The 26,502-nt window shown below is 44.7% G+C and carries 21 protein-coding genes and 2 pseudogenes; 16 read left to right on the top strand and 7 right to left on the bottom strand.

From position 1 onward, the window contains the following. Positions 1-21: 21 nt before the first annotated feature. The 3 genes and pseudogenes from EL244_RS15930 to EL244_RS15920 form a co-directional block, all read right to left on the bottom strand. Complete coding sequence (locus tag EL244_RS15930) at positions 22-3,393, bottom strand: autotransporter outer membrane beta-barrel domain-containing protein (RefSeq protein ID WP_230084880.1); 3,372 nt, start codon at positions 3,391-3,393, stop codon at positions 22-24. A 714-nt stretch (positions 3,394-4,107) separates the two neighbouring features. Beyond that, positions 4,108-4,383 (bottom strand): helix-turn-helix domain-containing protein, encoded by a 276-nt coding sequence (locus EL244_RS15925; RefSeq protein WP_126462250.1) that lies wholly within the window; start codon positions 4,381-4,383, stop codon positions 4,108-4,110. Next, positions 4,352-4,606, bottom strand: a pseudogene (locus EL244_RS15920) (MBL fold metallo-hydrolase); the annotation flags it as partial. The gene EL244_RS15925 and the pseudogene EL244_RS15920, both read right to left, overlap by 32 nt. A gap of 288 nt (positions 4,607-4,894) precedes the next feature. Here EL244_RS15920 and EL244_RS15915 point away from each other — a divergent pair. The 12 genes and pseudogenes from EL244_RS15915 (at position 4,895) to can (ending at position 17,130) form a co-directional block, all read left to right on the top strand. Next, a complete protein-coding gene (locus EL244_RS15915; protein ID WP_126462244.1) occupies positions 4,895-5,512 on the top strand; it encodes a 4Fe-4S dicluster domain-containing protein in 618 nt (205 codons plus the stop codon). A 1-nt stretch (position 5,513) separates the two neighbouring features. Next, positions 5,514-7,529: a hydrogenase 4 subunit B gene (gene hyfB, locus EL244_RS15910; RefSeq protein WP_126462241.1), complete on the top strand. Its 2,016-nt coding sequence runs from the start codon at positions 5,514-5,516 to the stop codon at positions 7,527-7,529. 11 nt (positions 7,530-7,540) lie between these two features. Further along, complete coding sequence (locus EL244_RS15905) at positions 7,541-8,491, top strand: respiratory chain complex I subunit 1 family protein (RefSeq protein ID WP_112837402.1); 951 nt, start codon at positions 7,541-7,543, stop codon at positions 8,489-8,491. A 13-nt stretch (positions 8,492-8,504) separates the two neighbouring features. After that, the gene (locus EL244_RS15900; RefSeq protein WP_126462238.1) at positions 8,505-9,947 is read left to right on the top strand and encodes a hydrogenase 4 subunit D; all 1,443 of its coding nucleotides are present in this window, start codon (positions 8,505-8,507) and stop codon (positions 9,945-9,947) included. Between the two features lie 12 nt (positions 9,948-9,959). Continuing rightward, on the top strand, positions 9,960-10,610 hold the full coding sequence (gene hyfE / locus EL244_RS15895) for a hydrogenase 4 membrane subunit (RefSeq protein WP_006814428.1): 651 nt from the start codon (positions 9,960-9,962) through the stop codon (positions 10,608-10,610). Between the two features lie 4 nt (positions 10,611-10,614). Further along, positions 10,615-12,195, top strand: a complete 1,581-nt coding sequence (locus EL244_RS15890; RefSeq protein WP_006814427.1) for a hydrogenase 4 subunit F — start codon at positions 10,615-10,617, stop codon at positions 12,193-12,195. A gap of 1 nt (position 12,196) precedes the next feature. Next, positions 12,197-13,930: a hydrogenase large subunit gene (locus EL244_RS15885; RefSeq protein ID WP_006814426.1), complete on the top strand. Its 1,734-nt coding sequence runs from the start codon at positions 12,197-12,199 to the stop codon at positions 13,928-13,930. Between the two features lie 10 nt (positions 13,931-13,940). Next, a complete protein-coding gene (gene hyfH / locus EL244_RS15880) occupies positions 13,941-14,492 on the top strand; it encodes a hydrogenase 4 subunit H (protein WP_006814425.1) in 552 nt (183 codons plus the stop codon). Further along, on the top strand, positions 14,489-15,271 hold the full coding sequence (locus EL244_RS15875) for an NADH-quinone oxidoreductase subunit B family protein (RefSeq protein ID WP_006814424.1): 783 nt from the start codon (positions 14,489-14,491) through the stop codon (positions 15,269-15,271). The genes hyfH and EL244_RS15875 overlap by 4 nt, the downstream gene beginning before the upstream one ends. Continuing rightward, a pseudogene (locus EL244_RS18105) lies at positions 15,264-15,620 on the top strand (formate hydrogenlyase maturation HycH family protein); the annotation flags it as partial. The gene EL244_RS15875 and the pseudogene EL244_RS18105, both read left to right, overlap by 8 nt. Before the next feature lie 183 nt (positions 15,621-15,803). Further along, positions 15,804-16,256 carry a hydrogenase maturation peptidase HycI gene (gene hycI / locus EL244_RS18100; protein WP_230084883.1) on the top strand — a complete coding sequence of 151 codons (453 nt, stop codon included), beginning with the start codon at positions 15,804-15,806 and terminating at the stop codon, positions 16,254-16,256. A gap of 190 nt (positions 16,257-16,446) precedes the next feature. Further along, a complete protein-coding gene (gene can, locus EL244_RS15865; RefSeq protein ID WP_006814422.1) occupies positions 16,447-17,130 on the top strand; it encodes a carbonate dehydratase in 684 nt (227 codons plus the stop codon). Between the two features lie 126 nt (positions 17,131-17,256). Here can and hybG read toward each other — a convergent pair whose 3' ends face one another. Genes hybG through hydN form a run of 3 tightly spaced genes read right to left on the bottom strand, consistent with a single transcriptional unit; the run spans position 17,257 to position 18,448 of the window. Then, positions 17,257-17,529 (bottom strand): hydrogenase maturation factor HybG, encoded by a 273-nt coding sequence (gene hybG / locus EL244_RS15860; protein ID WP_006814421.1) that lies wholly within the window; start codon positions 17,527-17,529, stop codon positions 17,257-17,259. A gap of 18 nt (positions 17,530-17,547) precedes the next feature. Continuing rightward, a complete protein-coding gene (gene hypA, locus EL244_RS15855; RefSeq protein ID WP_126462231.1) occupies positions 17,548-17,889 on the bottom strand; it encodes a hydrogenase maturation nickel metallochaperone HypA in 342 nt (113 codons plus the stop codon). A 10-nt stretch (positions 17,890-17,899) separates the two neighbouring features. Continuing rightward, positions 17,900-18,448 (bottom strand): electron transport protein HydN, encoded by a 549-nt coding sequence (gene hydN, locus EL244_RS15850; RefSeq protein WP_126462228.1) that lies wholly within the window; start codon positions 18,446-18,448, stop codon positions 17,900-17,902. A gap of 499 nt (positions 18,449-18,947) precedes the next feature. On the opposite strand from hydN, the gene EL244_RS15845 reads away from it, so the two are divergent. Beyond that, positions 18,948-20,543 (top strand): sigma 54-interacting transcriptional regulator, encoded by a 1,596-nt coding sequence (locus EL244_RS15845; RefSeq protein WP_115164736.1) that lies wholly within the window; start codon positions 18,948-18,950, stop codon positions 20,541-20,543. 433 nt (positions 20,544-20,976) lie between these two features. Here EL244_RS15845 and fdhF read toward each other — a convergent pair whose 3' ends face one another. Further along, a complete protein-coding gene (gene fdhF / locus EL244_RS15840; RefSeq protein WP_126462225.1) occupies positions 20,977-23,124 on the bottom strand; it encodes a formate dehydrogenase subunit alpha in 2,148 nt (715 codons plus the stop codon). Positions 23,125-23,431: 307 nt separating this feature from the next. On the opposite strand from fdhF, the gene olsF reads away from it, so the two are divergent. The 3 genes from olsF (at position 23,432) to EL244_RS15825 (ending at position 26,459) form a co-directional block, all read left to right on the top strand. Continuing rightward, positions 23,432-25,165, top strand: a complete 1,734-nt coding sequence (gene olsF, locus EL244_RS15835) for a bifunctional ornithine lipid synthase OlsF (RefSeq protein ID WP_126462222.1) — start codon at positions 23,432-23,434, stop codon at positions 25,163-25,165. A gap of 252 nt (positions 25,166-25,417) precedes the next feature. Then, a complete protein-coding gene (locus EL244_RS15830; protein ID WP_126462219.1) occupies positions 25,418-25,801 on the top strand; it encodes a VOC family protein in 384 nt (127 codons plus the stop codon). A 94-nt stretch (positions 25,802-25,895) separates the two neighbouring features. Next, positions 25,896-26,459 carry a DUF6630 family protein gene (locus tag EL244_RS15825; RefSeq protein WP_126462216.1) on the top strand — a complete coding sequence of 188 codons (564 nt, stop codon included), beginning with the start codon at positions 25,896-25,898 and terminating at the stop codon, positions 26,457-26,459. The last annotated feature ends 43 nt before the right edge of the window (positions 26,460-26,502 follow it).

Below are 26,502 nucleotides of genomic sequence, written 5' to 3'. Positions count from 1 at the left end.
GATTAAAAATACGAGACTAAACTAATACATATACTTAATACCAAACACCGCTTGAGTATCACTGTAACCGGAATCGCCGAGCTGCTGAGAAACGTTCCCCCACAGGTTCAAGTTCGAGTTAATCTGGCCTTCAATACCGATTTTCACTTCCCCAATATTGCGGGTTCCAGCCACGTTAAACTGCTCGCCATCCATCTTCACGCCATATTGTTTACTGTTATAAATCCAGTTGGTCTCAATAAAAGGCTCAAAATTGCGGCCTTTACCCTCATCAATCGCATTGTGGCCATGTAGGTAAGCTCGTAATCCTAGGCGTGTACGGATATTGTTCTCTCCGCTGCTACTGACGAGGGTACCATTGGCTTCTGTATGATCATTCGCTTTCACGCCTTGCCACGTCATTTGTGCTTTAGGTTGTAGATAGAAAGTGTTGACCATCTCATTGGTGGTATATTCCCCCATTTTGAAGGTATAACCGGACTCAACAGAGGCCGTCATGCCTCGGGATTTATATTTTTCGTTGGCAAGCTGATAACCGTTAACTTCATGATCAAACCAGTTATACTGCGCCCAAGTATCGACATATAAGCCAGATTTATCCGCTTCATTTGCATACCAAGTACCGTAAAGCCCTACACTGTAACCACTTGTATTACCTTTGGAATCATAACCATTGCGGTGATTTTTGGTTTTGCTGTTCTGGTGAGCATACCCAGCCATTACCCCAACATGGTAACGATTAAGCCCATCGGTCGACCAATCGGCAACATCTCCACCCAGTTGGACAACATAACGGTTATCCCGTGTATTGAGGGATCCTTGCGCCACTTGGGAACGATTAAAGCCACCCACATTACGTAGCCACATTGAGGTTACTTTGGTTTCGCCCGTTAACGCATCGGTGTACTGAGTCTCGCCCAAACGGTCATGCAGTCGCAGATCAAACAGAGTATTGGCAGCTTGCATATTACTGATGTAAGTCCCCACTTCTGGTCGAGGTGGCGGTTTAACAGGGTCGACAGGTTTCACGGGGTCGACAGGTTTCACGGGGTCGACAGGTTTCACAGGGTCGACAGGTTTCACGGGGTCGACAGGTTTCACGGGGTCGACAGGTTTCACGGGGTCGACAGGTTTAACAGGGTCGACAGGTTTCACGGGGTCGACAGGTTTCACGGGGTCGACAGGTTTCACGGGGTCGACAGGTTTAACAGGGTCGACAGGTTTCACGGGGTCGACAGGTTTCACGGGGTCGACAGGTTTTACGGGGTCAACAGGATCGACAGGTTTAACCGGGTCAATAGGATCGACAGGTTTAACCGGGTCAACAGGATCGACAGGTTTAACCGGGTCAACAGGATCGACAGGTTTCACCGGGTCAACAGGGTCGACAGGTTTCACCGGGTCAACAGGGTCGACAGGTTTAACCGGGTCAACAGGCGGCTCCACATAAAGACTAGTCAAATACCAGTTGTTATAATTGGTACCTGAAATATAGCCACCGCGTAGTAGAGTGTAATCATAGGCGCCCGCAACAATACGTCCGCTTTGTTTAAACTCCCCAAGGGAACGACCTGCAACGGTAATCAGCTCAATGCCTTTTTCCGTTTGTGCGCCTTTTCCATGAATATTGTTCACATAAACCGTGGTATTACCGGTGCTATCACCATTGATGATCAATTTATCTGTTTTTGAATCATCGCCACCCAGTTCAGTATTAAAATAGAGAGAACCATTATCAGCCTTATAACCATTAAGAATATTCAAATGCGTTTGTGTTTGGTTGTTCCTTGAAAGATGAACTTCTCCTCGGTTATCCAGTGAGGAAATAGTCTGACCAAATCCATTAAGATCAAAATGGCTGAAGTTTTTAACATCGACACCTTTTCCAAATGCGTTTTGATTACCTGCTTTTAATGCGCCACCGTTGATGACCACAATGCCACTATGCTCGCTGTTATTCCCTGCAAACGTAATAGTGTTGGTATTGTTTTTTACCACATTGATGGTATTAATCAGGTTCGGTGAGAAATCATTATCATTTTGATAATTGAACACTAATCCCGCCTGCATAGGGAGTTTATCGCCATCAAACTGGTAGTTATTTTTACCGGTGAAGCCTTCGATACTCTCGGTATTTAATTCACCCGCTAGGCCACCATCACCATGATAAATAACGGCATTAAAGTAATTACTGTCTTTGTTTAAGTTGATTTTGTGGGTGGTGACGGTCCCTCCAGCCAGTAGGTTCATGGTGCTTTCCCCTGAAGGACGTGGGTTAAACTTTGTTTTACCGAAGGTTATTTCTTCGGCAGAGACGGAACCACCGTTGGCAATGGTGATTTCATTGTTAACATTATCCCCTAAAGTAAGGTGATTTTGAGCGGTAATTTTTGATTGTTTTCCGCTCACGATAACGGTTGGATGCGGTTCGCGTTTATCTCCGCCGCTAACAGATTTTGACTCCCCCGTTCCCAAGGTGATATTTTTTGCGTTTATTTCAGCGCCATCTTCAACTTTTAATAAACTGAGTAAATTTCCGCCTGTCGTAAAGTCTTCAACCACATCAATCGATGAACCTTGACCTGACACCAATATGGTCATTGGGGAAGTATCACTCCACACTTTATGTACGCCAGCATGGAAGTTTTTAGCTTTAATTTTACCGCCAGACAAAATATTCAGTTCACTGGGGGTATCAGAATGTGAATTTCCAAAGTTTTTGGCAAAGTAAACGTCTTCTTTAACGTTTAACAATCCTTTATTTTTGATATTTAAAACCGTTTTTATGGAGGCATCACTATTGTTTGTGTCCATATCATGCATGACGACATTTTCAGCTTCAATAACACCGTCATTATCGATATTTATTGTGACAACACCGATTGGGAATCGATTACCAGTATATGAAGAGGCGGTTAAATCATGATTAACTTTTAAGAGTGAACCTTTACCATCGACATTCAGTGTAGAATTCCTTCTTTCGTCTATAAAGACACCAGTATAATTACCCATAGCAAATTTATTGGTGTAAACTTGAGCGCCATTGAGAATATCAATACCTGAATAAGCGGGAGTATTTGTATAACGAGAACGTTCATTCGTAACGCCAAGGTTCAAAGTGCTGCTGTTATTCCAGATAGAGTCTTTACCTGAAAGAGTCACATGTCCAGAGTCTCCCGCCATATCAGTTATAATAGTGTCCTGAGTATTTAGTGTTCCAGAATTAATGAGAATTTTCCCATTTTTTAGATATAAATTATCAAGGTCTAAAATTTCATTTTTATCATCCAACTCTTTGACTTCACCATTTGTAATGGTGGCAGCATTACCTGTTGAGGCCATTATAAGTAAAAGAAGATAATTGGCGGGGTAATAACGCTTTTTATTTTTCATGTGGAACCATCCTTGACGTTTAATTTTTATAAATTAAATCAAGTTATTAGCAATGTAATGATGCCCAGCGAGCTGTTAGGCTACTGATGCAGTTACGGGATTATTTAAACTATTTTTAAGCTCTTATTATTAAATTAATGAGCATTGATTTTATTGGTGAATTTTTTTTAGTCTTTAATAAAGTTGTCTAAATTTGACTAATTAAGTGGAAAAGCTCATGACAATGTTATCGTTTGGATCTGTGTGTCTAATCTATAATTCGAATAACTATAATAGGTATAAAAAATACCTATTTTGTATTAAAACTATATTTTCCAGAACTATAATAAAGATGGTTATTATTTTTCAAGTGTTTTATTCAAGGATTAGCACTCGTGATCCTTTTATCTAAATTAATAAAATAAATGGTTTTTAATTTTGAAATTGGAATTAAAACAATTTTTCAATCCTAATGTTAAGAGTGAGAATGATTCTTTATCATTGATTTTTATTAAGATAATTCTTAATTGGAATTTATTTTACATACGTGATTTTTTAATTAAGTAATTTGTTTTCATCCATACTGGTATTACCAGTTTTATTTTTTAACAATAATTAAAATATATTCTTTCTTTTTTTATAAGGTTTTTTTGATAGGTTTAAATCTTAATAAAAAGATATGAAAAATAATTTCTTGATTATGATTTTTATATGAAAATTAAATTCTTTTATGATTTATAAAATATTTTCATCGCTCCAAAATATTTTTCGCCACTGCATAGGGATAGCTCCAAACTTATCCTTAAATACCTGCCTAAATGTCACGGAGGATTGAAAGCCTGCTAATTCAGCCACGCGTTTAATAGAGAAGGCTGAGCTTTCCAGAAGTTCTTGGCTGCGATTCAAGCGGGCAACGGTTAACCATTCATCAATGCTAATGCTTGTCGCTTTTTGAAAATGACGAGTAAGGGTGCGGCGACTTATCTGTAGGAATGGCTTGTACAGCGGCATCAGCCCAATGGTCTAAATGGGTGTGCGTGACAATAATCGCATTGATATTCAATAGGCTATTAATGTCGTAGGGTAGGTCAACCATAGGCATTTGAATGTGTGTGTTGGCTGTGCCATCAAAACCGGGATAGCTTTCTTTTTCCCCTAACATGGGGTCGATAAGAAATCTTTTGTCCGCATAGTCGATGATTTGTGTGGCATTGCGAATTTGGGTAATTTTCATAAAAACCGCCTTATTAACTGAGTTATAAGCTCGTGGCTCAATAAGGCGATTATGATGTTTTTGGACAAAATCACCGTAATCATGAGGACAATCAACGAATCTACCTTGCTGCTTGTTAGATGAAAATCCATCGTTTTACTTCATCACCCCCCTTCGTCATTACTGTCGAACTCCCAATCTTAAAACCCCAACCAACTGATAATCAACAATATTATTTCTGGCACAAAAAATGCTTAGGTGTCTGCAACAAACTTAAGATCCGACTGATTTTATTGGAGGGGAAAGCGAATGAATCGCTTTGTAATTGCAGACCCACAACTGTGTATCGGATGTAATACTTGCATGGCGGCGTGCTCAGAAACGCATAAAGCCCAAGGTTTACAGACATATCCGAGACTGACGGTGGTAAAAGTTGGCGAGCTAACCGCACCGATGCTCTGTCGTCAATGTGACGATGCCCCGTGCGCTCGTGTGTGTCCGGTCAATGCCATCACTCACGAAAATGACATGATTGTCTTGAACGAAAGCTTATGTATTGGCTGCAAGCTATGTGGACTGGTATGCCCGTTTGGGGCAATCACACCATCAGGTAGCAAACCAGTGGATATGCCTGATTTCTTTGAACAATATGTTCCGAAAGAGATGCTGTTAGATGTGCCTGATAGCCTCCCAACCATGAACCCTTTCTTGGCGTGGAACGCGGGAATTCGCAACATTGCCGTGAAATGTGACCTTTGTGACTTTAGTGACGAAGGACCAGCTTGCGTCAAAGTCTGCCCGACCGATGCCCTTCATCTGGTAGAAGAGAGCCAACTCGAAAACGAAAGTGCCAAACGCCGCAGCGCATCCGTCGATGCCATGCCGCCAGAGTTCGACATTTTTGTTGCTAAACGGGAGAACTCATAACATGACAGCACTTCAGTTACTCTTGTGGTCCGTAATCTTTTACACCGTCGGTGGCTTCGTTTCTCTGCTATTTAAACGCCAAGAAAAAATCGCCATTTATGTTGCCGGGATTGCTGCGATTATCGGTGGCGTGCTGGGATTATTCAGCGCCATTCCGGTCTTAATGAGTGGGGAAGTCCTGACCTATATGTCACAGGGACCATTCCCCTTCGCCAATTTTGTCGTTCGTCTCGATAGCCTCGCCGCTTTTATGGTGATGGTGATTTCCCTGCTGGTGACCGTCAGCGCACTGTATTCCCTGAATTATGTTCAGGAATATTGCGGTCGCGGCGCATGGAGCATGGGGTTTTTCCTCAACGTATTTATCGCTTCCATGGTTGGCTTGGTGGTGATGGATAATGCCTTTTACTTCATTATTCTATTTGAAATGATGTCGCTAGCATCTTGGTTCTTAGTGATTGCCGACCAAGATGAAAAATCTATCCGTGCGGGTCTGCTGTACTTCTTTATTGCTCACGCCGGCTCGATTTTAATTATGATCGCCTTCTTCTTAATGTGGCGTCAAAGCGGCAGCTTAGATTTTGACTCATTCCGCCAGCTCTCACTTTCACCAGCGATGGCATCGGTGGTTTTCTTATTGGGATTTTTTGGCTTTGGTGCCAAAGCAGGGATGCTCCCACTTCACAGCTGGTTACCACAAGCTCACCCCGCAGCACCGTCCCATGCTTCGGCATTAATGTCCGGCGTGATGGTGAAAATCGGTATCTTCGGGATCATCAAAGTGGGTATCGACTTACTCGGTGCGACCCAAGGCTGGTGGGGGATCGTGGTGCTGGCATTCGGCGCAGTTTCCTCGGTTCTTGGGGTGATGTATGCGTTGGCTGAGCACGATATCAAACGTTTACTGGCATGGCACACCGTCGAAAATATCGGGATCATCCTGATGGGTGTCGGTGTGGCGATGGTCGGTATGGCAAACGACATGCCTGTGTTGGCGACCATTGGTTTGCTCGGTGCGATTTACCACTTACTTAACCACGCGGTTTTCAAAGGCTTATTATTCCTTGGCGCCGGTGCAGTCATTTACCGTGTGCATACCCGCGATATGGAAAAAATGGGCGGATTGGCAAAATTGATGCCACTCACTGCCACCGCGTTTTTAATCGGTTGTATGGCGATTTCAGCACTTCCTCCACTCAATGGTTTTGTCAGTGAGTGGTACACCTACCAATCGTTGTTCTCCATGAGCCACGAAGGCACTTTTATTATGCGCATTAGCGGCCCAATCGCCATTGTGATGTTGGCTATTACTGGGGCATTGGCGGCGATGTGTTTTGTGAAAGTGTACGGCGTCAGCTTTTGTGGTGGCGCTCGCAGCGAACAAGCCACCCATGCTCGTGAAGTGCCATGGACAATGACTGCGGCGATGTTAATTCTCGCCGCTATCTGTGTGATCTTAGGGGTTGGAGCAACGTATATCGCACCAGTTTTGGCAAAAGTGGCGATGTCATTAACGCATGCTACGGATATCACCGTCGCACAAGGCGTTATGCTGGTACCAAATAGCGCGTCTCAAGCGATGATCTCCCCAGCCATGACCCTGATTTTATTACTGGCTCTGCCAATCATTCCGCTGATTATCTACATGGTATTTAAAGGCAAACAGCTCGACGCTCGCCGTAAAGGGGATGCATGGGCGTGTGGTTATGCATGGGAAAAAGAGATGTCCGTGTCAGCGGGTGGATTTACTCAGCCGCTGCGTTCTATGTTCGCGCCACTGTATCGCCTGCGTACTCAACTCGACCCATCAGCGCGTTTAGCGCAAACCTTAGAAATAACGAAAGAGGGCGCAGGGAAGGTTGAACCGTTCTGGGATGAGAAAATTATCTATCCACTGGTTCGCGTGATTAACCGAATAGCAAAACGAATGCAATGTCTGCAAGGTGGGGATTTTAGACTCTACTGCCTGTATGTGGTCGCAGCATTGGTCGTCTTGCTTGTTGTGATTGCGGCGTAAGGAGAGAAACCATGTCGATTCAAGAAACTCCAACATTGATGAGCGGGATCTTCGCCCTTATTCAAGCCGTGACCCTATTGCTGCTAACGCCGCTATTTACGGGGATATCTCGCCAAATTCGCGCCAAAATGCACTCTCGCCAAGGCCCTGGGATCTGGCAAGATTATCGCGACATCATCAAGTTGATGACTCGCCAATCTGTTGCACCGCGTGACTCAGGCATCATTTTTCGCATCATGCCGTATGTGCTGCTAGGAAGTATGTTGCTGTTGGCGATGGCATTGCCCGTTGTCACCAACACCTCACTGTTTAGTGGCGCAGCCGACATCATTATTGTGCTGTACATCTTTGCGTTATTTCGTTTCTTCTTTTCACTTTCTGGTCTCGATACGGGCAGTCCATTCGCCGGTATCGGTGCTAGCCGTGAATTGACCCTTGGGGTACTTGTAGAACCCACATTATTCCTCGGCTTATTGGTAGTGGCTTTGATCGCAGGTTCCACCAACATTGGCACTATCAGCGCGACGATGAGTGAGGGATGGATCTCTCCGACTGCCACCTTATTAGCACTGCTAGCTTGCGGATTCGCCACGTTTATTGAGATGGGCAAAATCCCATTTGATGTGGCAGAAGCTGAACAAGAGTTACAAGAAGGTCCGTTAACGGAATATTCCGGCTCAGGGCTGGCGCTGGTGAAATGGGGAATTGGTCTGAAACAAGTGGTGGTTGCCATCCTGTTTCTGTCGATTTTTTTCCCGTTCGGCAATGCCAGTGACTTTACCGTCGGTAGCCTGCTGTTAGCGATGGGATTACTGCTAGTGAAATTACTGGTGATTTTCGTACTGGCGTCGATAGTCGAAAACAGTCTGGCTCGTGGTCGTTTCTTATTAACGCACCATGTGACTTGGTTAGGATTCGGTGTTGCGGCACTCGGATTCGTCTTCTACCTCACCGGTCTATAAGGAGCGACGAAGCATGTTAGAAAATATTGCACTAGCGACCCTGATGATCCCCTTTATTGGGGCATTGCTGGTCAGTGTGCTGCCAACTCGACTCGCACCGTGGCTAAGTACTTTAGTCGCGCTGCTAGCGTCACTGGGCACTGCGGCACTGGGATGGCTCTATTTAGATGGTGGCAAGGTTGCTACTACAGTCGAATTAATCCAATCAGGGAACGTGGCGCTATTTGGTTTTACTGTCGATGGCGTCAGTACCTTAATTGCCTTTGCCGTAGTGTTCCTCGGCTTCTTGATTTGTCTCTATTCCACGGGCTACCTCACTGAAGGAAACCGCGAGCACGCTCACGGACCCACTCGTCGTTACTACGCATTCTTGTTGATTTTTATTGGTGCGATGGCCGGCGTGGTGCTTTCCTCAACCATTCTAGGGCAGTTGGTGTTCTTCGAAATCACCGGAGGATGCTCTTGGGCGCTGATCGGTTATTACCAAACTGAAAAATCCCAACGTTCGGCGATGAAAGCATTGCTGATCACCCATGTGGGCTCATTAGGCTTATACATGGCAGCGGCAACCTTATTTATTAGTACCGGAACGTTCGCGTTAAGCGCTATCGAGCAACTGAATGAAACCCAAAGTTTGATGGTATTTGGTGGCATTCTGTTTGCCGCATGGGGCAAGTCTGCTCAGTTACCGCTGCAAGCGTGGTTACCTGATGCCATGGAAGCGCCTACCCCAGTTAGTGCTTACTTACACGCCGCTTCTATGGTGAAAGTGGGCGTTTACATTTTTGCTCGCAGCTTGATGTCTTCGACCCATGTGCCGGAAATCATCGGCTGGGTGGGCGTTGTGATGGCGGTGATTACCTTGGTGTATGGTTTTATGATGTACCTGCCGCAGAAAGATATGAAACGTCTGCTGGCATGGTCAACCATTACCCAACTGGCGTATATCTTCCTTGCTTTATCCCTGTCCGTTTTCGGTTCTAAAGAAGCCTTCGATGGCGGTATCGCGTATATCTTCAACCACGCATTCGCCAAAAGCCTGTTCTTCTTAGTGGCGGGCGCACTGAGCTACAGCTGTGGAACGCGTATGCTGCCGCGCTTGCGTGGTCTGGCAAAACGTTATCCATTATTGGGCGTCGGTTTCTGTGTTGCGGCTCTGGCTATCGCCGGTGTGCCACCACTCAACGGTTTCTTCAGTAAATTCCCAATCTTCGCCGCCGGTTTTGCGTTATCAGAGAAGTTCTGGATCTTAACGCCAATTATGGTGCTGGTGTTGATTGAGTCAGTGGCCAGTTTTGCGTGGTTACTGTACTGGTTCGGCAAAGTGGTTCCCGGTGAACCTAGTGAAGAAGTGGCAAACGGCAGTGCAGTTCCATGGGCGATGCAGTGGGTTATCGGCTTACTGATCGTGATGTCCTTCTGCTCTAGTGTGATTGCCATCATCTGGCTCGGTTAAGGGAGAGAAAGCATGACAGGTTCAATGATTGTGAATAATTTGGCAGGACTGATGATGATCACGTCACTGCTGGTTATCGGCGCCAAAAAGCCGGTGGCTTCTTGCTGGTTCTATGCCTTGCAGTCGCTGGTATTAGTGGCGATTTTTGGCACGCTATCGTACACCCTCAATGCCCCAGAATTGGCCATGTGGGCAGTTAGTGCGTTTGCCACCAAAGTAGTTTTAGTCCCGCTGATTATGGGTTATGCGTTTCGCAAACTTTCTGACCCGACAGCTAACGGCGGGGTGATCAGCCCCGCGTGGTTGATGCTGGCGGCGGCGGTGATTGTGGTGCTGTGCTGGTTTGTGGTGGAGCCCATCAAATTACCGATGGCGACGGATTTAAAACCCGCATTAGCCGTTTCATTGGGTCACTTTATGTTGGGGCTGCTGTGCATCGTGACTCAGCGCAATATCCTGAAGCAGGCATTTGGTTACTGCTTAATGGAAAACGGTTCCCATCTAACCTTAGCATTACTGGCGTATAAAGCGCCGGAGCTAGTGGAAATTGGTATCGCGACGGACGCTATTTTTGCTGTGATCATCATGGCGGTATTGGCGCGTAAAATTTATCGCACGCTCAACACACTGAACGTGGATCAACTGACCGCGCTGAAGGGGTGATGAGATGAGTCAAACTATGTTATTGACGTTATTAATGGCAACACCGCTAGTGATTTCGCTACTGGCTTTTGCTTGCCGCTTGCTGGGTAATGGCGCAAAAATTCCCGTCACCTTGATTCATACAGTGGGAATTACCGTATTACTGGTTTTATCGTTATGGATGGTCGGCACCATTGATCAGGTTGGCGATTTGCTGATGGCTGGTCGCTGGATCCACCTCGATAGCCTTGCGGGTTTATTCCTCGCCATTCTCGGGATTGTTGGCTTCCTGACAGGGTTGTACTCCATCGGTTATATGAACCATGAAGTGCATGATGGCGAAATCAGCGTAGGAACGTTATGTAATTACTACGGTTTCTTCCATTTATTCCTGTTCACCATGTTGTTGGTGATCACCAGCAATAACCTGATCCTGATGTGGGCTGCGGTAGAAGCCACTACATTAAGCTCGGCATTTTTGGTGGGCATTTATGGGCAACGTTCTTCGCTGGAAGCCGCATGGAAATACATCATTATCTGTAGCGTCGGCGTGGCGTTTGGTCTATTCGGTACCATTTTAGTGTATGCCAATGCGGTGAACGTGATGCCGGATCCTGAAATGGCTATCTTCTGGACGGAAGTCCTGAAATACACCGATTTACTGGATCCAACTCTGATGCACCTTGCCTTTGTGTTTGTATTAATCGGTTTTGGTACCAAAACGGGTCTATTCCCAATGCACGCATGGTTACCGGATGCGCACAGTGAAGCACCAAGCCCAACATCGGCATTATTGTCGGCGGTACTACTGAACTGCGCGCTACTGATTATCATCCGTTACTACATCATCGTCACTTCATCGATTGGCGGCGAGTTTACTCAAACTTTATTACTGGTATTCGGGTTAATGTCTGTGGCGGTGGCGGCGTTCTTTATCTTGGTTCAAAAAGATATGAAGCGTCTGCTGGCTTACTCCAGTGTGGAAAATATGGGGCTGATTGCGGTGGCATTAGGCATTGGCGGACCATTAGGTGTGCTGGCGGCACTGCTACATACCTTAAACCACAGCTTGGGCAAAACCTTGCTGTTCTGTGGTTCGGGTAACGTTCTACTCAAATATGGTACCCGTGATATCACTGTGGTCAAAGGGCTATTACGTACTATGCCATTTACCGCGGTAATGTTTGCGGGTGGCGCATTAGCACTAGGCGGAATGCCGCCTTTCAACGTGTTCTTAAGTGAATTTATGATCGTCGTGGCGGGTATTGCCATGGATCATTTCTGGTTAACTCTGTTGGTATTAATCCTGATAACTGTCGTGCTGGGCGGTTTGATCCGCATGATCTCCAAAACATTATTTGGTGAGCAACCTGAATGTGTCTCTCGTGGGGAACTGGGTATTTTAACCACCTTGCCGATGGCCATTTTGATTGTGCTGATGCTGGTGATGGGAACGCATATTCCTCAGCCAGTGAGCCGTTTACTCGAAAATGCGGCAACCATTGTCTTAAAAGACAGTGCCACTGCTACAGAGCAATTGACCACTTTAAATTACCCATGGCCGTGGGGTGTAAGCACCTCCGAACCTTCATCGCAGGAGAAATAACGTGAGCTATCAGAATTATGCAGATACCCTTCAGGGCGTTCGTAAAGGCGCTGGCTATCTGGCAAAAGTGCGCGAGAAATTTCCTCATGCCATGTTGGAAGAGGAGTGGCAAACCGCCAACCAAGTCACCATCACCGTCAAAACTGACATGCTGCCAGAAGTCGTCGAGTTTCTTTATTACGGTTGTGGCGGCTGGTTACCAGTACTGTGGGGCAACGATGAACGTCCACTTAACGGTCAGTTTGCGGTGTATTATGCGCTGTCGATGGAAGAGGGAGAAAAATGCTGGGTAACGGTGAAAGCCTATGTCAGCCCAATCACTCAAGAATTTCCATCGGTGACTCCGCGTGTACCAGCAGCCGTATGGGGCGAACGTGAAATCCGTGATATGTACGGTTTACGCCCAGTGGGCTTACCGGATGAACGCCGTTTAGTGCTGCCGGATGATTGGCCTGAAGACCTGTATCCGCTGCGCAAAGACACCATGGATTACCGTCAACGTCCAGAGCCAACCACAGATACCGAAACTTACGAATTTATCAACGACAGCAAAACCCAAAGCCGCGTCGTACCTATTGGTCCGCTGCATATCACTTCCGATGAACCGGGACACTTCCGTTTATTCGTTGATGGCGAGCGGATTGTCGATGCGGATTACCGGATGTTTTATGTTCACCGTGGTATGGAAAAGCTGGCTGAAACCCGCATGGGTTATAACGAAGTCACTTTCTTATCTGACCGTGTCTGCGGAATTTGCGGTTTTACCCACAGCGTGGCGTACACCTCTTCCGTTGAAAATGCGCTCGGTATTTATGTTCCACCGCGTGCTCACACTATTCGCAGTGTACTGTTAGAAGTTGAGCGCTTACATAGCCACTTACTTAATATTGGTTTAGCCAGCCACTTTACGGGCTTTGATACCGGTTTTATGCAGTTTTTCCGTGTGCGTGAAAAATCCATGACCATGGCAGAATTACTCACTGGGGCGCGTAAAACGTATGGTACCAACTTAATTGGTGGTGTACGCCGTGACTTCTTAAAAGAGCAGCGAGTCAAAACCATCCAACTGGTCAAAGAGATGCGCCAAGATGTGACCCAGCTGGTGGATATGCTGTTGAGTACCCCAAATATGGAGCAGCGTACCGTTGGGGTGGGTCGCTTAGACCCGAAAGTGGCTCGTGATTATAGCCCAGTAGGGCCGATGATCCGTGCCAGCGGCTTTAAACGTGACGTGCGTTTCGACCATCCATTTGCTGACTATGGCAACTTACCAAAAACCTTATTTACCTTAGATGGCTGCGATGTCTATTCTCGTGTCATGGTGCGCATCAAAGAGACACTCGATTCCCTGTCGATGATTGAATATGCCCTCGACAATATGCCTGATGGTCCAATCCTCACTGAAGGTTTCACCTATCAGCCGCATAAATTCGCACTGGGTTACACCGAAGCGCCACGGGGTGAGGATGTTCACTGGAGCATGCTAGGGGATAACCAAAAACTGTACCGCTGGCGTTGCCGTGCAGCGACTTACGCCAACTGGCCAGTGCTGCGCTATATGTTGCAAGGCAATACGGTTTCTGATGCGCCATTGATTATCGGTAGTCTCGATCCTTGTTATTCCTGTACTGACCGCGTGACGCTGGTGGATGTAAAAAAACGCAAAGCGAAAACTGTGGCATATAAAGAGCTTGAGCAATACAGCATCGAGCGCAAACAATCCATTATGAAATAAGGGGAATAAAATGTTTAAGCTATTTAAAACCCTTCGTAATGCGGGAACAGCAACGGTGAAATATCCGTTTAAACCATTGGAAGTGGCACACGGTTTTCGGGGTAAACCTGAATACGATCCACAACAATGTATCGCGTGTGGTGCCTGTATTTCTGCGTGTCCTGCCAATGCATTAACCATGGAAACGGATTTAGAAAGCGGGGAACGTCGCTGGCAGTTATTTTTAGGGCGCTGCATTTATTGCGCTCGCTGCGAAGAGGTTTGCCCGACCCGCGCTATCCATCTGACGGAAGAGTTTGAAACTGCGGTAATGAATAAAGCGGACTTGTACATGAAAGGGACATTCCGCTTACAACATTGTCGCCAGTGTGGCGAAGCATTTGCACCGAAAAAATCGGTGGAATATGCCATGGCTCTAATGGTGGCTTCAGGTGTTGAAGCGAGCGGCATCGAAGCCCTGCGTCCTATGTATGAAACGTGCCCATCCTGTAAGCAAAAGAATAATTTATCCAATAATGATCGCCAGAACTTCCGTTTGCATATTCAGGGAGATAAATCATGAGTCTGCCAAATATCCCCGTCAATCACCATGTTAGCCAGCCTATTGTTCTCGACGAACAGGTGGCAAAACTCAAAAGTACGCTACTGAAAGATATCAAACGTTCGGCGTATGTTTACCGTGTTGACTGTGGCGGTTGTAACGGATGTGAAATCGAAATTTTCTCGGCGATCACTCCCGTGTTCGATGCGGAACGTTTTGGGATCAAAGTGGTAGCTTCTCCGCGGCATGCGGATATTTTGCTGTTCACGGGAGCGGTAACTCGTGCAATGCGCATGCCTGCACTGCGGGCTTATGAGTCTGCACCGGATCCAAAAATCTGTATCTCATACGGGGCGTGTGGCTGTGGCGGCGGGATCTTCCATGATTTGTACTGTGTATGGGGCGGTAGCGAACATATTGTGCCGATCGATGTGTGGATCCCCGGTTGCCCTCCAACTCCAGCGGCCACTATCTACGGTTTTGCCGTGGCATTAGGGTTACTGCAACAGAAATTAGTCGGGCAAGATCACCGTGAAGCTGATGATGAGCGGGTTGAGTTATTACTGCCCTCGATTCCATTAGCAACTCGAGTAATGATTGAGCGGGAAGCGCGTCGCCAAGCGGGCTATTTCCAAGGTCGAGAAATCAGCGACCAATTTTTGTCTCTGCTCGATGGTGCAACACCAAGCCAAGTACAAAGTCGCATGCAGCAATGGATGGATCAAGAGCAAGATCCGCGCTTGCGTGACATTGTAAACCGCTTGGTGACCGTATTGCAGCAAGGGGGCATTAATGAGTAAGTCATCCACAGAATCCGGCAAAGTGATTTTCTGGTCACTGCGCCAAAAATTTGTCGACAGTGACGATGATATTCCCGAAGAAGCCCAGCAAGTCATGTATTACTCGCTGGCAATTGGTCACCATGTTGGGATGATTGACTGCTTAAAAACAGAACTAGAATGTCCACTGGATGGCTACCAAGCATGGGTGAATGCGCTTCCTGAAGGGGAGGCGCGCCGCAAATTACAGGGACTCATTACATTTGGTGAAATTAATATCGACGCCACGCACACCAATATGCTGGCGTTGGCGTTAGATGGTTTTGCTAAAGACAGTGATTCGCCGTATCAAGCCTGGAGCGCCACGCTGATTCGATTGCTCGGGGAAATTGAGCGCGAACCGGCGATTTATTTGATCGTGAAAAGGCAACCGATGAGCGATGTCGTAAGACAAACGCAACCTTCTTTTTCAATGGAGTCTGAGTACTTAGCTGAAAACTTGCCGTCAGAAAAATTACTATCTTCAGAAAACCAAGCGCCAGTACAAAATCTGATGCTGGCGGTGGGTAATAGCATGATGGGGGATGATGGTGCAGGCCCCATGCTGTTTGAATTGATGCAGCAAAATCCGATCGATGGTTGGATGGCAATTAATGGGGGGAGCAGCCCTGAAAGTGTTTCTCACCAAGTTCGAGCCTTAAAGCCCCAAAGATTATTGATTGTTGATGCCGCAGATATCGGTTTAGCGCCGGGGGAAATTCGCATTATCGACCCTGATGATATCGCCGAAATGTTCATTATGAGCACTCATAATCTGCCGCTGAACTTTCTGATCGATCAGCTCAAAGAAGATGTCGGGGAGATTATTTTCTTAGGTATTCAGCCCGATTTAGTCGGTTTTTATATGCCGATGAATGACAAAGTGATCGCCGCCGTTGAGCAGGTTTATCAAGCTTTACCAGCGTGGAATGGGCTGGGTGGGTTTAAACTATTTGATGGTGAATAACGTTTAATTTAAGGAAAGTTATTCAAGGGAATGAAGTGTGCCGCGCTATAGGGATTGTAGCGCGGTTTTTTTCTTTTTGAATCAAAATATTGAGAATAATCTACTGGTATTAAAGCCTATTACACTGATTAAATTAAGATGGTCTGTATAATGAACTTCAAAATGTCATATCTGTAAGTGAGCGTGCCAAATGGCGATGGATAGAATTAAAGAATTATTTGTAAATAATAGGGAATGGGCGACTTCAATTAAAGAGCAAGACCCTGATTTCTTTAAGGCTTTATCGAAAGATCAACAACCTAAATTTTTATGGATTGGGTGTTCTGACAGCCGAGTACCTTCTGAAAAATTAATGAAAGTGGGTCCAGGAGAGCTTTTTGTACATCGCAATATTGCTAATTTGGTTATTCATACCGATTTAAACTGCTTGTCTGCGATTCAATATGCCATTGATGTTCTAAAAGTTGAGCACATTATTATCTGTGGCCATTATGGTTGTGGCGGCATTGAGGCGGCTATTGAAAATGATGAGCTAGGCTTAATTGATAATTGGCTGCTGCATATCCGTGATATTTGGTTTAAACATAGCCGGATGCTAGGGGAGCTTAAACCAACAGAACGTATTAATCGCTTATGCGAATTAAATGTTGTTGAGCAAGTTTATAATTTAGGGCATTCCACTGTTCTGCAATCTGCATGGAAACGTGGACAAGATATTATGGTTCATGGTTGGATTTACGGGATCACCGATGGGTATTTAATTGATCTCGATATTACAGCCGATAGTCGTGCAAAACTTGAACTGTGTTATCGTGAAGCTATTGCTGCACTCACCACAAAAACGCCATTCAAAACGGGTTGTTCAGCGGAATAATTGCAATTACCGTTTTGATAAATAGCCTAATAACTGGTGGCTATTGATATGGGTACATCGCTCCTCCAGATAAGAGTTATGTACCCAGAATATATTCTAAGTTACTAATTTAAAAATATATTGTCATCACGCATTTCCCCTTAAAAAATACCCCACATCTTCCTCGACTTCTTCCATTGCCATTAATGCTTCTAGGGTATCACGGGCTTCTTCTTCATCGAGGATACTCATGGCAAAACCAACATGGACTAGCACCCATTTGCCCACCATGCTTTCAGTATCTCCCTCACAAACAAGGGCTATATTTACATCCCGCTTTACGCCACAAACATCAACTTGGGCATTGTCCATTGGGGTTTTACCAACGGTAATTACTTTGCCGGGAATACCTAAACACATAGTTGACTCCTGAATAAATTATTCAATTTCAATTTGCTTCACTTGCATGGTACTGCTGCTATCCACAATTAAATTTTGACTGCCACAATGCGGGCAACCAGCACCAAACTGAGTTATTTTTACCTGATGTTGGCAATTCCGACATTGCGCTTGTGCAGGGGCAATAAGAATATGCAATGCAGCGCCTTGGGCGAGGGTATCGCGGCAAATGATATCGAAACAAAAATGTACCGCGGACTCTTCCACACAAGAAACAGCACTGAGCTCTAGCCATACGCCAGTGACTCGCCGAGCATGGTTGCGTTTAGCGTGCTGTTCAATGATCTCAAATGCGCTTTGGCATAAGGCAACTTCATGCATGGGCTATCCCTTAAGACAAAATATCAGCAGGCATTTCAAAGGCGGCGCGACGACGACGCTCTTTGATGATTTCATCCATTTTATTTCTGTCGACAACGATTAAGGCTTCTGTTGGGCACACTTCCACACAAGCGGGGCCTCCTTCGCGGGTATGGCAAAGGTCGCATTTATGGGCCTCTGCTCGGTATTGTGGGATTGTATTTAATGCGGTTGCTTGCTGGGCAACAGGGCGGCTGATCACTTCCATGGTGCCGTAAGGGCAAGCAATGACACAGGTTTTACAACCAATACATTTAGCTTGATCAACATACACAAAGTCATCTTTGCGGCTGATGGCACCATTTGGGCACACATTGGCACATGGGGCATCTTCACACTGGCGGCAAATTACAGCGGTGCTGACGGTATAGCCTTTTAATACATGAATACGTGGGAAAAACTCATCTTTTACTACGGTGGCAATACCCGTTTCCTGCTCTTGGTGGGAAACCACGCAGGCGACTTCACAGGTGTGACAGCCGATGCACTTCTTTGGGTCTGCAATGATGAAACGGTTCATCAACTTCTCCTGAATGATCCATGACGGGCATCCTATCCGGTATTTTCCGGCCGCCTCGCCTTCTGCTGACAATACTTATCTATAAGCATGGATCGTGCCAAATTGGCGAAATAAAATAACTCAGTAAAATCAAAATATTAATTATTATTAAGGGATGATAATTCGCAAAATTTTAATATTCGACACGTTTATCGACATTATTGTCGAACTGTTTTTAAGTATCTTTTGGTATATAGATGAATTAATGAATTATACAAAATAGGTGGATGGATCAAATTTAAATCAGACTGAGATATTAATTTTTCTAATTCCGATTACAATATTAGCATTAAATAAAAAATAGCAATCGCACTAATCACAGTATAAAACTTTTTTATTTCTCTCTTATTTATAGATAAGAAGTTTATTAAATGAAAATTTTAAACTCTAACTAATTCTCATTATTGTTAGCCTATTTTGACTTAACAATGCAGCGAATTAAGATGAGATTGGAGATTTTGTGAGTAAACCCGAAACCACCGAACACATTCGCCATGAACGTGACCAGTTTAGGATCCTTGTGGATATTACTAATTCTGTACTTTCTCACTTAGAGATGGATGGATTAGTCGCTGAAGTTTCCAGAGAGATCTACCGATTTTTTGGCATTAGCCAAATCAGTGTTGCGCTGTGTGACAATTACAGCTCCGCAGTTTATCTCTGTTATTCAAGTCACTATCAGCGTTCAAAGCCCGTTAAGAAAAGCCAATATCACCTGAATGAGCTGCATTCTGATTTAGCCACTGTGCTAGATGATAATAAACCACTGCGGTTGACTCTCGACCCCAAAACCCAAGATCCGCTGTATCAACATTTATGTGCTGAAGGAATGGCTGAAACGCTGTTATTACCATTGGCATTTAACCATAAGCCTTTGGGGGTATTGGTATTATCCCATGAAGATGATCATATTTTTACCGAGGATAATTGTAACTTACTCAAGCAAATTGCCGCGCGTTTTGCAATCGCAGTGGATAATGCCGCGGCTTACGGTGAAATTACTCGCCTTAAAGATAGCCTAAAAAATGAAAATCTATGGCTGAATGAGCAGATCCAAAGCACCAACAGTTTTAGCGAAATTATCTTCCAAAGCCAAGCCATGCGTGAAGTTTTGGAGCAAGTGGATTTGGTGGCTCGCAGTGACAGCACAGTATTAATTTTAGGGGAAACGGGAACGGGGAAAGAGCTTATTGCCCGTGCGGTTCACCAGCTCAGTGAACGGCATCAGCATACCCTGATTAAAATGAATTGTGCGGCAATTCCCTCAGGATTATTAGAAAGCGATTTATTCGGCCACGATAAAGGGGCATTTACCGGCGCGACAACCACCCATATTGGCCGTTTTGAAATGGCGAATAAAAGCACGTTATTTTTGGATGAAATCGGTGATATGCCATTGGATCTACAACCAAAACTATTGCGCGTATTGCAAGAGCGTGAAATTGAGCGCATTGGTGGCAATAAAGTGATTCCAGTGGATGTTCGTTTAGTTGCGGCAACCAATCGAAATCTCAAAGAAATGACGGAAGATAGGGAGTTTCGTGAAGATCTTTATTACCGTTTGAATGTATTCCCGATTGTGATCCCGCCATTACGTGACAGACCTGAAGATATCCCGCTGTTAGCGACTTACTTTACCAAGAAAATGGCACAGAGGATGAACCGTAAAATTGATTGTATTCCCCGAGATGCATTGGCACAGTTATCGCTGTATCCGTGGCCAGGAAATGTACGAGAGTTAGAAAATGTGATTGAGCGTGCGGTGATTTTAACTCGAGGAAATACACTGAATATTCAGTTGCATGAGCTGAATATTCCCAAACCATCACGTATAAAAGAAGCCTTAAAAAAGCCAAGCTCTCTGGAGAGGAAAATGCAAACCGACGCCCCAGAGAGTGACGATGAAGAGCGGAATCGGATCATTGAAGCGCTGAAAGCCACTAATGGAGTGGTTGCGGGAGCGAGAGGGGCTGCCATGAGGCTGGGGTTAAAGAGAACAACGCTATTGTCGAGGATGCAGAGACTTGGCATTAGTGTTCAAGATTTATTCCAGTAATCTCATCATACTTAATCTCGTCATACTTCACGCTGTGGCGTTGTTGGCTGGCCTCGCTAACCCGAGTCACATACTTAATCTCGTCATACTTCACGCCGTGGCGTTGTTGGCTATCCTTACTAACCCTAGTCACATACTTGTGTATGCTCCTAGGGCTTAGCTGCGTCTGCCGCCTAGCCACAACGCGAATTATTTAGAGATTGATAGGTATTAAAAGAACAGAAAAAAGAAAAAATCAAATAAGAATTTATGCATTGAAGAGGATGTTGATTATTTTGAGGGAAGGTTATTTTTATATTAAATAGTTTTTAACTGAGATTAATATTTTATTTACCTAATTTTATTGGATGATGGATTTTATTATTTTTGAATAGTTTTCAATATAAATTGCACTGTAGGTTGCTAGCCCCTACAGTGCAAAGAATGAAGGAAATTAAACTCCTTCAGCAGCCTCACGTAAGCGGCGCTTAATCGCTGTGTATTCCTGAACTACATAATGCTCAGCTTTGGGTTGATCCGCGATTGGCTCAACACGTACTGCACAATATTTATACTCAGGTGTTTTGGTTATCGGACTTAAGTTTTCCGCAACCAACTCATTACAAGCTCCAATCCACCACTGATACGTCATATACACGGCACCCTTATTTGGGCGATCGCTAATATTGGCACGCGTGATGACTTTACCTTGGCGTGAGCAAACCCAGACCAATTCCTGATCTTTGATACCGAGTGCTTTCGCATCCGCAGTATTGATTTGTACAAAGCCCGGCTCATCCGCAAGCGCAGCAAGCGCTTTACAGTTACCCGTCATAGAGCGGCAAGAGTAATGGCCGACTTCACGCACGGTAGCCAGTACCATTGGATACTCTTCACTGACTTGGTCGATTGGCGGGCGCCAGTCGCAAGTAAAGAACTGACCACGACCGTTTGGCGTATCAAAATTACCACCGTCATACAGATACTCAGTACCTTCGCTTTCTAATGTACGGCATGGCCATTGAATATATGCCAATCCCGCCATTTTTTCGTAGGTTGCTCCAAAATAAATTGGGCACAGCTCACGCAGCTCATCCCAAATTTCTTTGGTATTGTTGTAATGCATTGGATAGCCCATCGCCGTAGACATCAGACTGATAATTTCCCAGTCTGTTTTCACATCACCGACAGGTTCAACCGCTTTATAAAAACGCTGGAAACCACGGTCTGCGGCAGTGTACACACCTTCATGTTCCCCCCATGAAGTGGCTGGGAAAATCACGTCAGCAATCGACGCGGTTTTAGTCATAAAGATATCTTGGACAATCAACAGCTCCAATTTATCGAAGGTACGGCGAATGGTTGCTAAGTCAGGCTCAGTTTGTAGCGGATCTTCACCCATCACATAGTGAGCTTTCAGCACGCCTTCATCAATAAAGTGAGGCACTTCACTCAGTGGAATACCATTTTCGTCAGGCATTTTCTCAATGCCCCAGAATTTGGCAAATTTTTCCAGAGCCGCATTATCCGACACATATTGATAGCCCGGTAGCGTGTTCGGCAGCGCACCCATATCACACGCGCCTTGTACGTTGTTTTGACCACGTACAGGACCGACGCCCACATGAGCTTTACCGAGATTACCCGTCAACAATGCCAAACTGGTGAGTGACTGAACGGTCTCAACCCCTTGATAAAATTGAGTAACACCCATACCCCATAGAATGGTTGCGGTTTCAGCTTTGGCATACATACGCGCAGTTTTACGAATATCTGCTGCTTTTATGCCAGTGATTTCTTCAACAGATTCAGGTGTATAAGGTGCGACTAATCCACGATATTCATCGAATTTGTCGGTATGTGCCTCGATAAAGGCCTGATCATACAGATTCTCTTCAATAATAACGTGGGCGAATGCGTTCAATAACGCGATGTTAGAACCGTTTTTCAATGGTAAGTGAATATCTGCAATACGCGCGGTTTCAATATAACGCGGGTCGCAGACAATAATTTGCGCCCCTTTTTCTTTCGCTTTTAAAATACGGCGAGCGACAATAGGGTGTGAGTCTGCGGCATTGTAGCCGAAGACAAAAATACATTGGGTATCCTCAATTTCAACAATTGAGTTGCTCATTGCGCCATTACCGACCGAACGCTGCAGACCTGCAACCGAAGGGCCGTGTCAGACACGAGCGCAGCAGTCGATATTATTGCTACCGACCGCTGCACGAACAAATTTTTGCATCACAAAGTTGGCTTCATTACCTGGCCCACGGGAAGAACCGGTGGTCATAATGGCTTTTGGACCATATTTTTCTTTGATAGCCAACAAGCGGGAGCTCGCGAATTCAATCGCTTCTTCCCAAGAAACCACTTCTAACTTGCCACCACGTTGACGGCGGATCATCGGGTTTTTTAAACGCGGGGTTAAAATTTTAGTGTCATGAATGAAGTCCCAGCCATAATAGCCTTTCAGGCAGAGCTCTCCTTCATTGGTGTGACCATTTGCGCCTTCTGCGCCTATGATCTTCCCGTTCTCCACCTTCAGGTTAATTTTACAGCCTGAGGCGCAATACGGGCAGACGGTGATGACTTTTTCCATCAACATTGCTCCTATATTTTCATGTAGCGGTTTCCCGCCCTTTCATCAGAGCTAATGCAGGGTTTATGCCAATTTTTTGTAGGGGGAGTGCAATTTCTAATTTGTTGAATAATCAATAAATATTATTTTTATAAATATTCAACAGAAACTAAATCAAGAGTGATTCGTCAAAAGTGTCGAACGTTTTTCAGATAATGTCGTCTATATTTCAAACAGTGTATTTCATAAATTTGTCATCAAATGGATATTTTTTAGTCATGATTTTGACTTAAATTCGCCAATGACGCATATGTGAGAGGACTCCATTATGTTTAGTGTTGATGCTTTACTGGAACATGCTTTTCCCCAGCAAACACTGCCTGCTTGGAAACGGAATTTACTAAAACGTTTATTACACGAAAAAGATTTTCAACAACTTGCCAAAGACTATCCGCACTTAAAAGGTTTGGATTTGATCGAGCAAGTTTTCAATGATTTAAATGTACGCTGTGAACTAGCTGATGGGGATCTAGAAAATATTCCCAGCCATGGTCCCCTCATTTTAGTGGCGAATCATCCCATTGGTTCCCTTGATGGGCTGGCAATTTTACGCGCCGTTGCAACGGTGAGACCCGATGTTAAGATCGTGGCAAATCAAATGCTCAGCTATCTTGAACCCTTGCAAAGTTTATTTATTCCTGTCGATAATGTTGGTAATCGAACCAATCGCCAGCAAGTCGTTGGTATGCAATCACATCTGGATAATCAAGGGGCATTGATCGTTTTCCCTGCGGGAGAAGTTTCTCGTTGGGGAGCGAAAGGCATTCGTGATGGTCACTGGCGCACGGGTTTTTTACGTTTGGCGGCGAAATCTCGTGCTTCGATTGTCCCTATTCATGTTCAAGCACGTAATAGCCTGCTGTTTTATATCTCATCAATAGTCTATAAGCCGTTATCCGCATTATTGCTGGTGAATGAGATGTTTAAGCAGCGCAATAAGCGAATTAAGCTGCATATCGGTGGGCGTATTCCATTTTCCCATTGGTATGATGGGCGAACTAATGACCATGAATTGGCGGAGCGTTTTCGGCGCCATGTCTATTTATTGGGGAAAGGAAAAACCGGGCTATTTACCAGTGAAGCACCCATTGCGTTACCGGAAGATAGATTGGAACTGAAAAAAGCGTTAGTCGGCTGTGAAAAACTAGGTGTGACGCCTGACGGCAAAACTATTTTTCTGTATCAGCGTCAGCAAGAAGTTAGGTCACCGATTTTGCGAGAGTTAGGAAGACTACGGGAAATTGCGTTTCGTGCAGTTGGGGAGGGATCAGGTAAACGCCGTGACCTCGACAGCTATGATGATGATTATTACCACTTAATTTTATGGGATGAAGACGACTTAGAAATTGTCGGTGCTTACCGTTTTATTCCAACAGAACAGCAAATTGCTAAAAAAGGGTTAGATGGGATCTACAGCAATAGCCTGTTCCACTATAACCAAGATATGATGCCGATTTTAGCCCAAGGAATTGAATTGGGGCGCAGTTTTATCCAGCCAGCCTATTGGGGAAAACGGGGTCTCGAATATTTATGGCAAGGCATTGGTGCTTACGTTGCTAAATATCCTCAATATCGTTACTTATTTGGCCCTGTATCTATTTCTGGAAGTATGCCCGTTGCTGCTCGAGATTTATTGATTGCGTTCTACCGTCTTTATTTTTCTTCTGAGCTTTCGATGGCACGTTCTCGTCAACCATATCCAGCGTCATTACCACAAGTTTTAGCTCAGTTTGATGGCGATAATTATCAAGAAGATTTAGTGAAGTTGAAAAGCTTGCTGAGTAATATTGGTTGCTCCATCCCAACATTGTATAAACAGTATACCGAGCTCTGTGAACCTGGTGGCGTACAGTTTATCGACTTTGGTACTGACCCCGCGTTTAATGATTGTATCGATGGGTTGGTACTGGTGGATATGAGCCGTTTAAAACCCCATCGTTATCAGCGCTATATTGCTGCACATTTGGAAAATAATCATCAAGATAACCAGCAAGATATTTAATAAGTGAATTCAGCCCACGATATTCATGCGTGGGTTTTATCATTGAGATAAAACTTAACTCAAGTGATTGAAGCCACAGATTTGGGATGTGACCTTTAGGTGAAGTGTAAAGCCGCTGTTCAACTCACGGAAAATAGATTATTAACGGGAATACGTGAAGAGAAATACAAAGTGATCCATAAATGGCTCGAGGGTGTTGCTAAGTAGTTTGGCCCACAAGGCTGCTATTTTTGTCGAACGAATGGGGAAACAATGAAATTTAAATACGCGATACTGTACGTCAATGATGTTGCTAAAACTCTCGACTTTTATCATCAAGCGTTTGGTATGAAATGTGCTTTTCTACATGAAAGCGGGGATTACGGCGAGTTAGATACTGGCAGCACCACGATTTCATTTTCCTCTTTAGCATTGATGAATCAGCTGGGTAAAGGCGCTATTTCACCAAACCCGCAAGCCCCTGTTTTTGAACTAGCATTCGAAACGGATGAGGTTGAAAAGGCACTGAATCAAGCCGTATTAGCGGGCGCAACGCTGGTACAGTCAGCGGAAATAATGCCATGGGGACAAACCACTGCTTATGTGCATGATATTAACGGTTTCCTGATTGAGATCTGTAGCCCAGTATCCGTTTAACATACGGATAATCTAGGATTTATTTCATATACAACTCATTTTAACTTCAGCAAAATAGTGGCGATGACATCGATAATAAATTTAAGGATTTTCCATGCAGGGTATGAAGCCAGAAACCGCAGAACTTTATAATGAAATAATGCCTGCCATCACTGAATTGGCGAAGTTACTAAACCCGAATTCTCAAGAAAATATCGCCACGGATATCGCTTCTTTTGAGGAAGAGTTAAAAGAACTGATTGATGAGGATGAAGAGGGTTTTGTTGATAGCGTCGAGAATGAGGATCTGGGGTTTATCATGGCGGATTTGGTCGTAAGATCAAATATGGGAAATAGTTTCTGGATCGACTGGAAAGATAGTGAATCCGCGATTGGCTTTCTGAAAAATGCACTGGATATTGAAGACATTGATATTCAGTTAGATTTTGGTGTTGATAATCCTCAAAATAGCTTAAGACCTGATCAAATTTTTGTGCGTGCCAATCAGCAGCTACAAGCTTTAAGCTATTACCTATTAGGTTTAGATTCTGGTAATGATGCTTACCATGAAATTCTTATTCCTGCCGATATTTTCGAACCATTTATGTCAATTATGGAACAATTCAATGTGATGGTTGATTTGAATGATGAAGAAGTGGATTACAGTGAATATGAATAATTGTTGATAAGACTAAAGGTGACCGAAATGGTCACCAAAATAT

Origin of the sequence: Providencia rustigianii (genome assembly GCF_900637755.1) — a bacterium.
GTDB classification, from domain to species: domain Bacteria; phylum Pseudomonadota; class Gammaproteobacteria; order Enterobacterales; family Enterobacteriaceae; genus Providencia; species Providencia rustigianii.
This window is presented reverse-complemented; position numbering and strand designations above follow the sequence as displayed.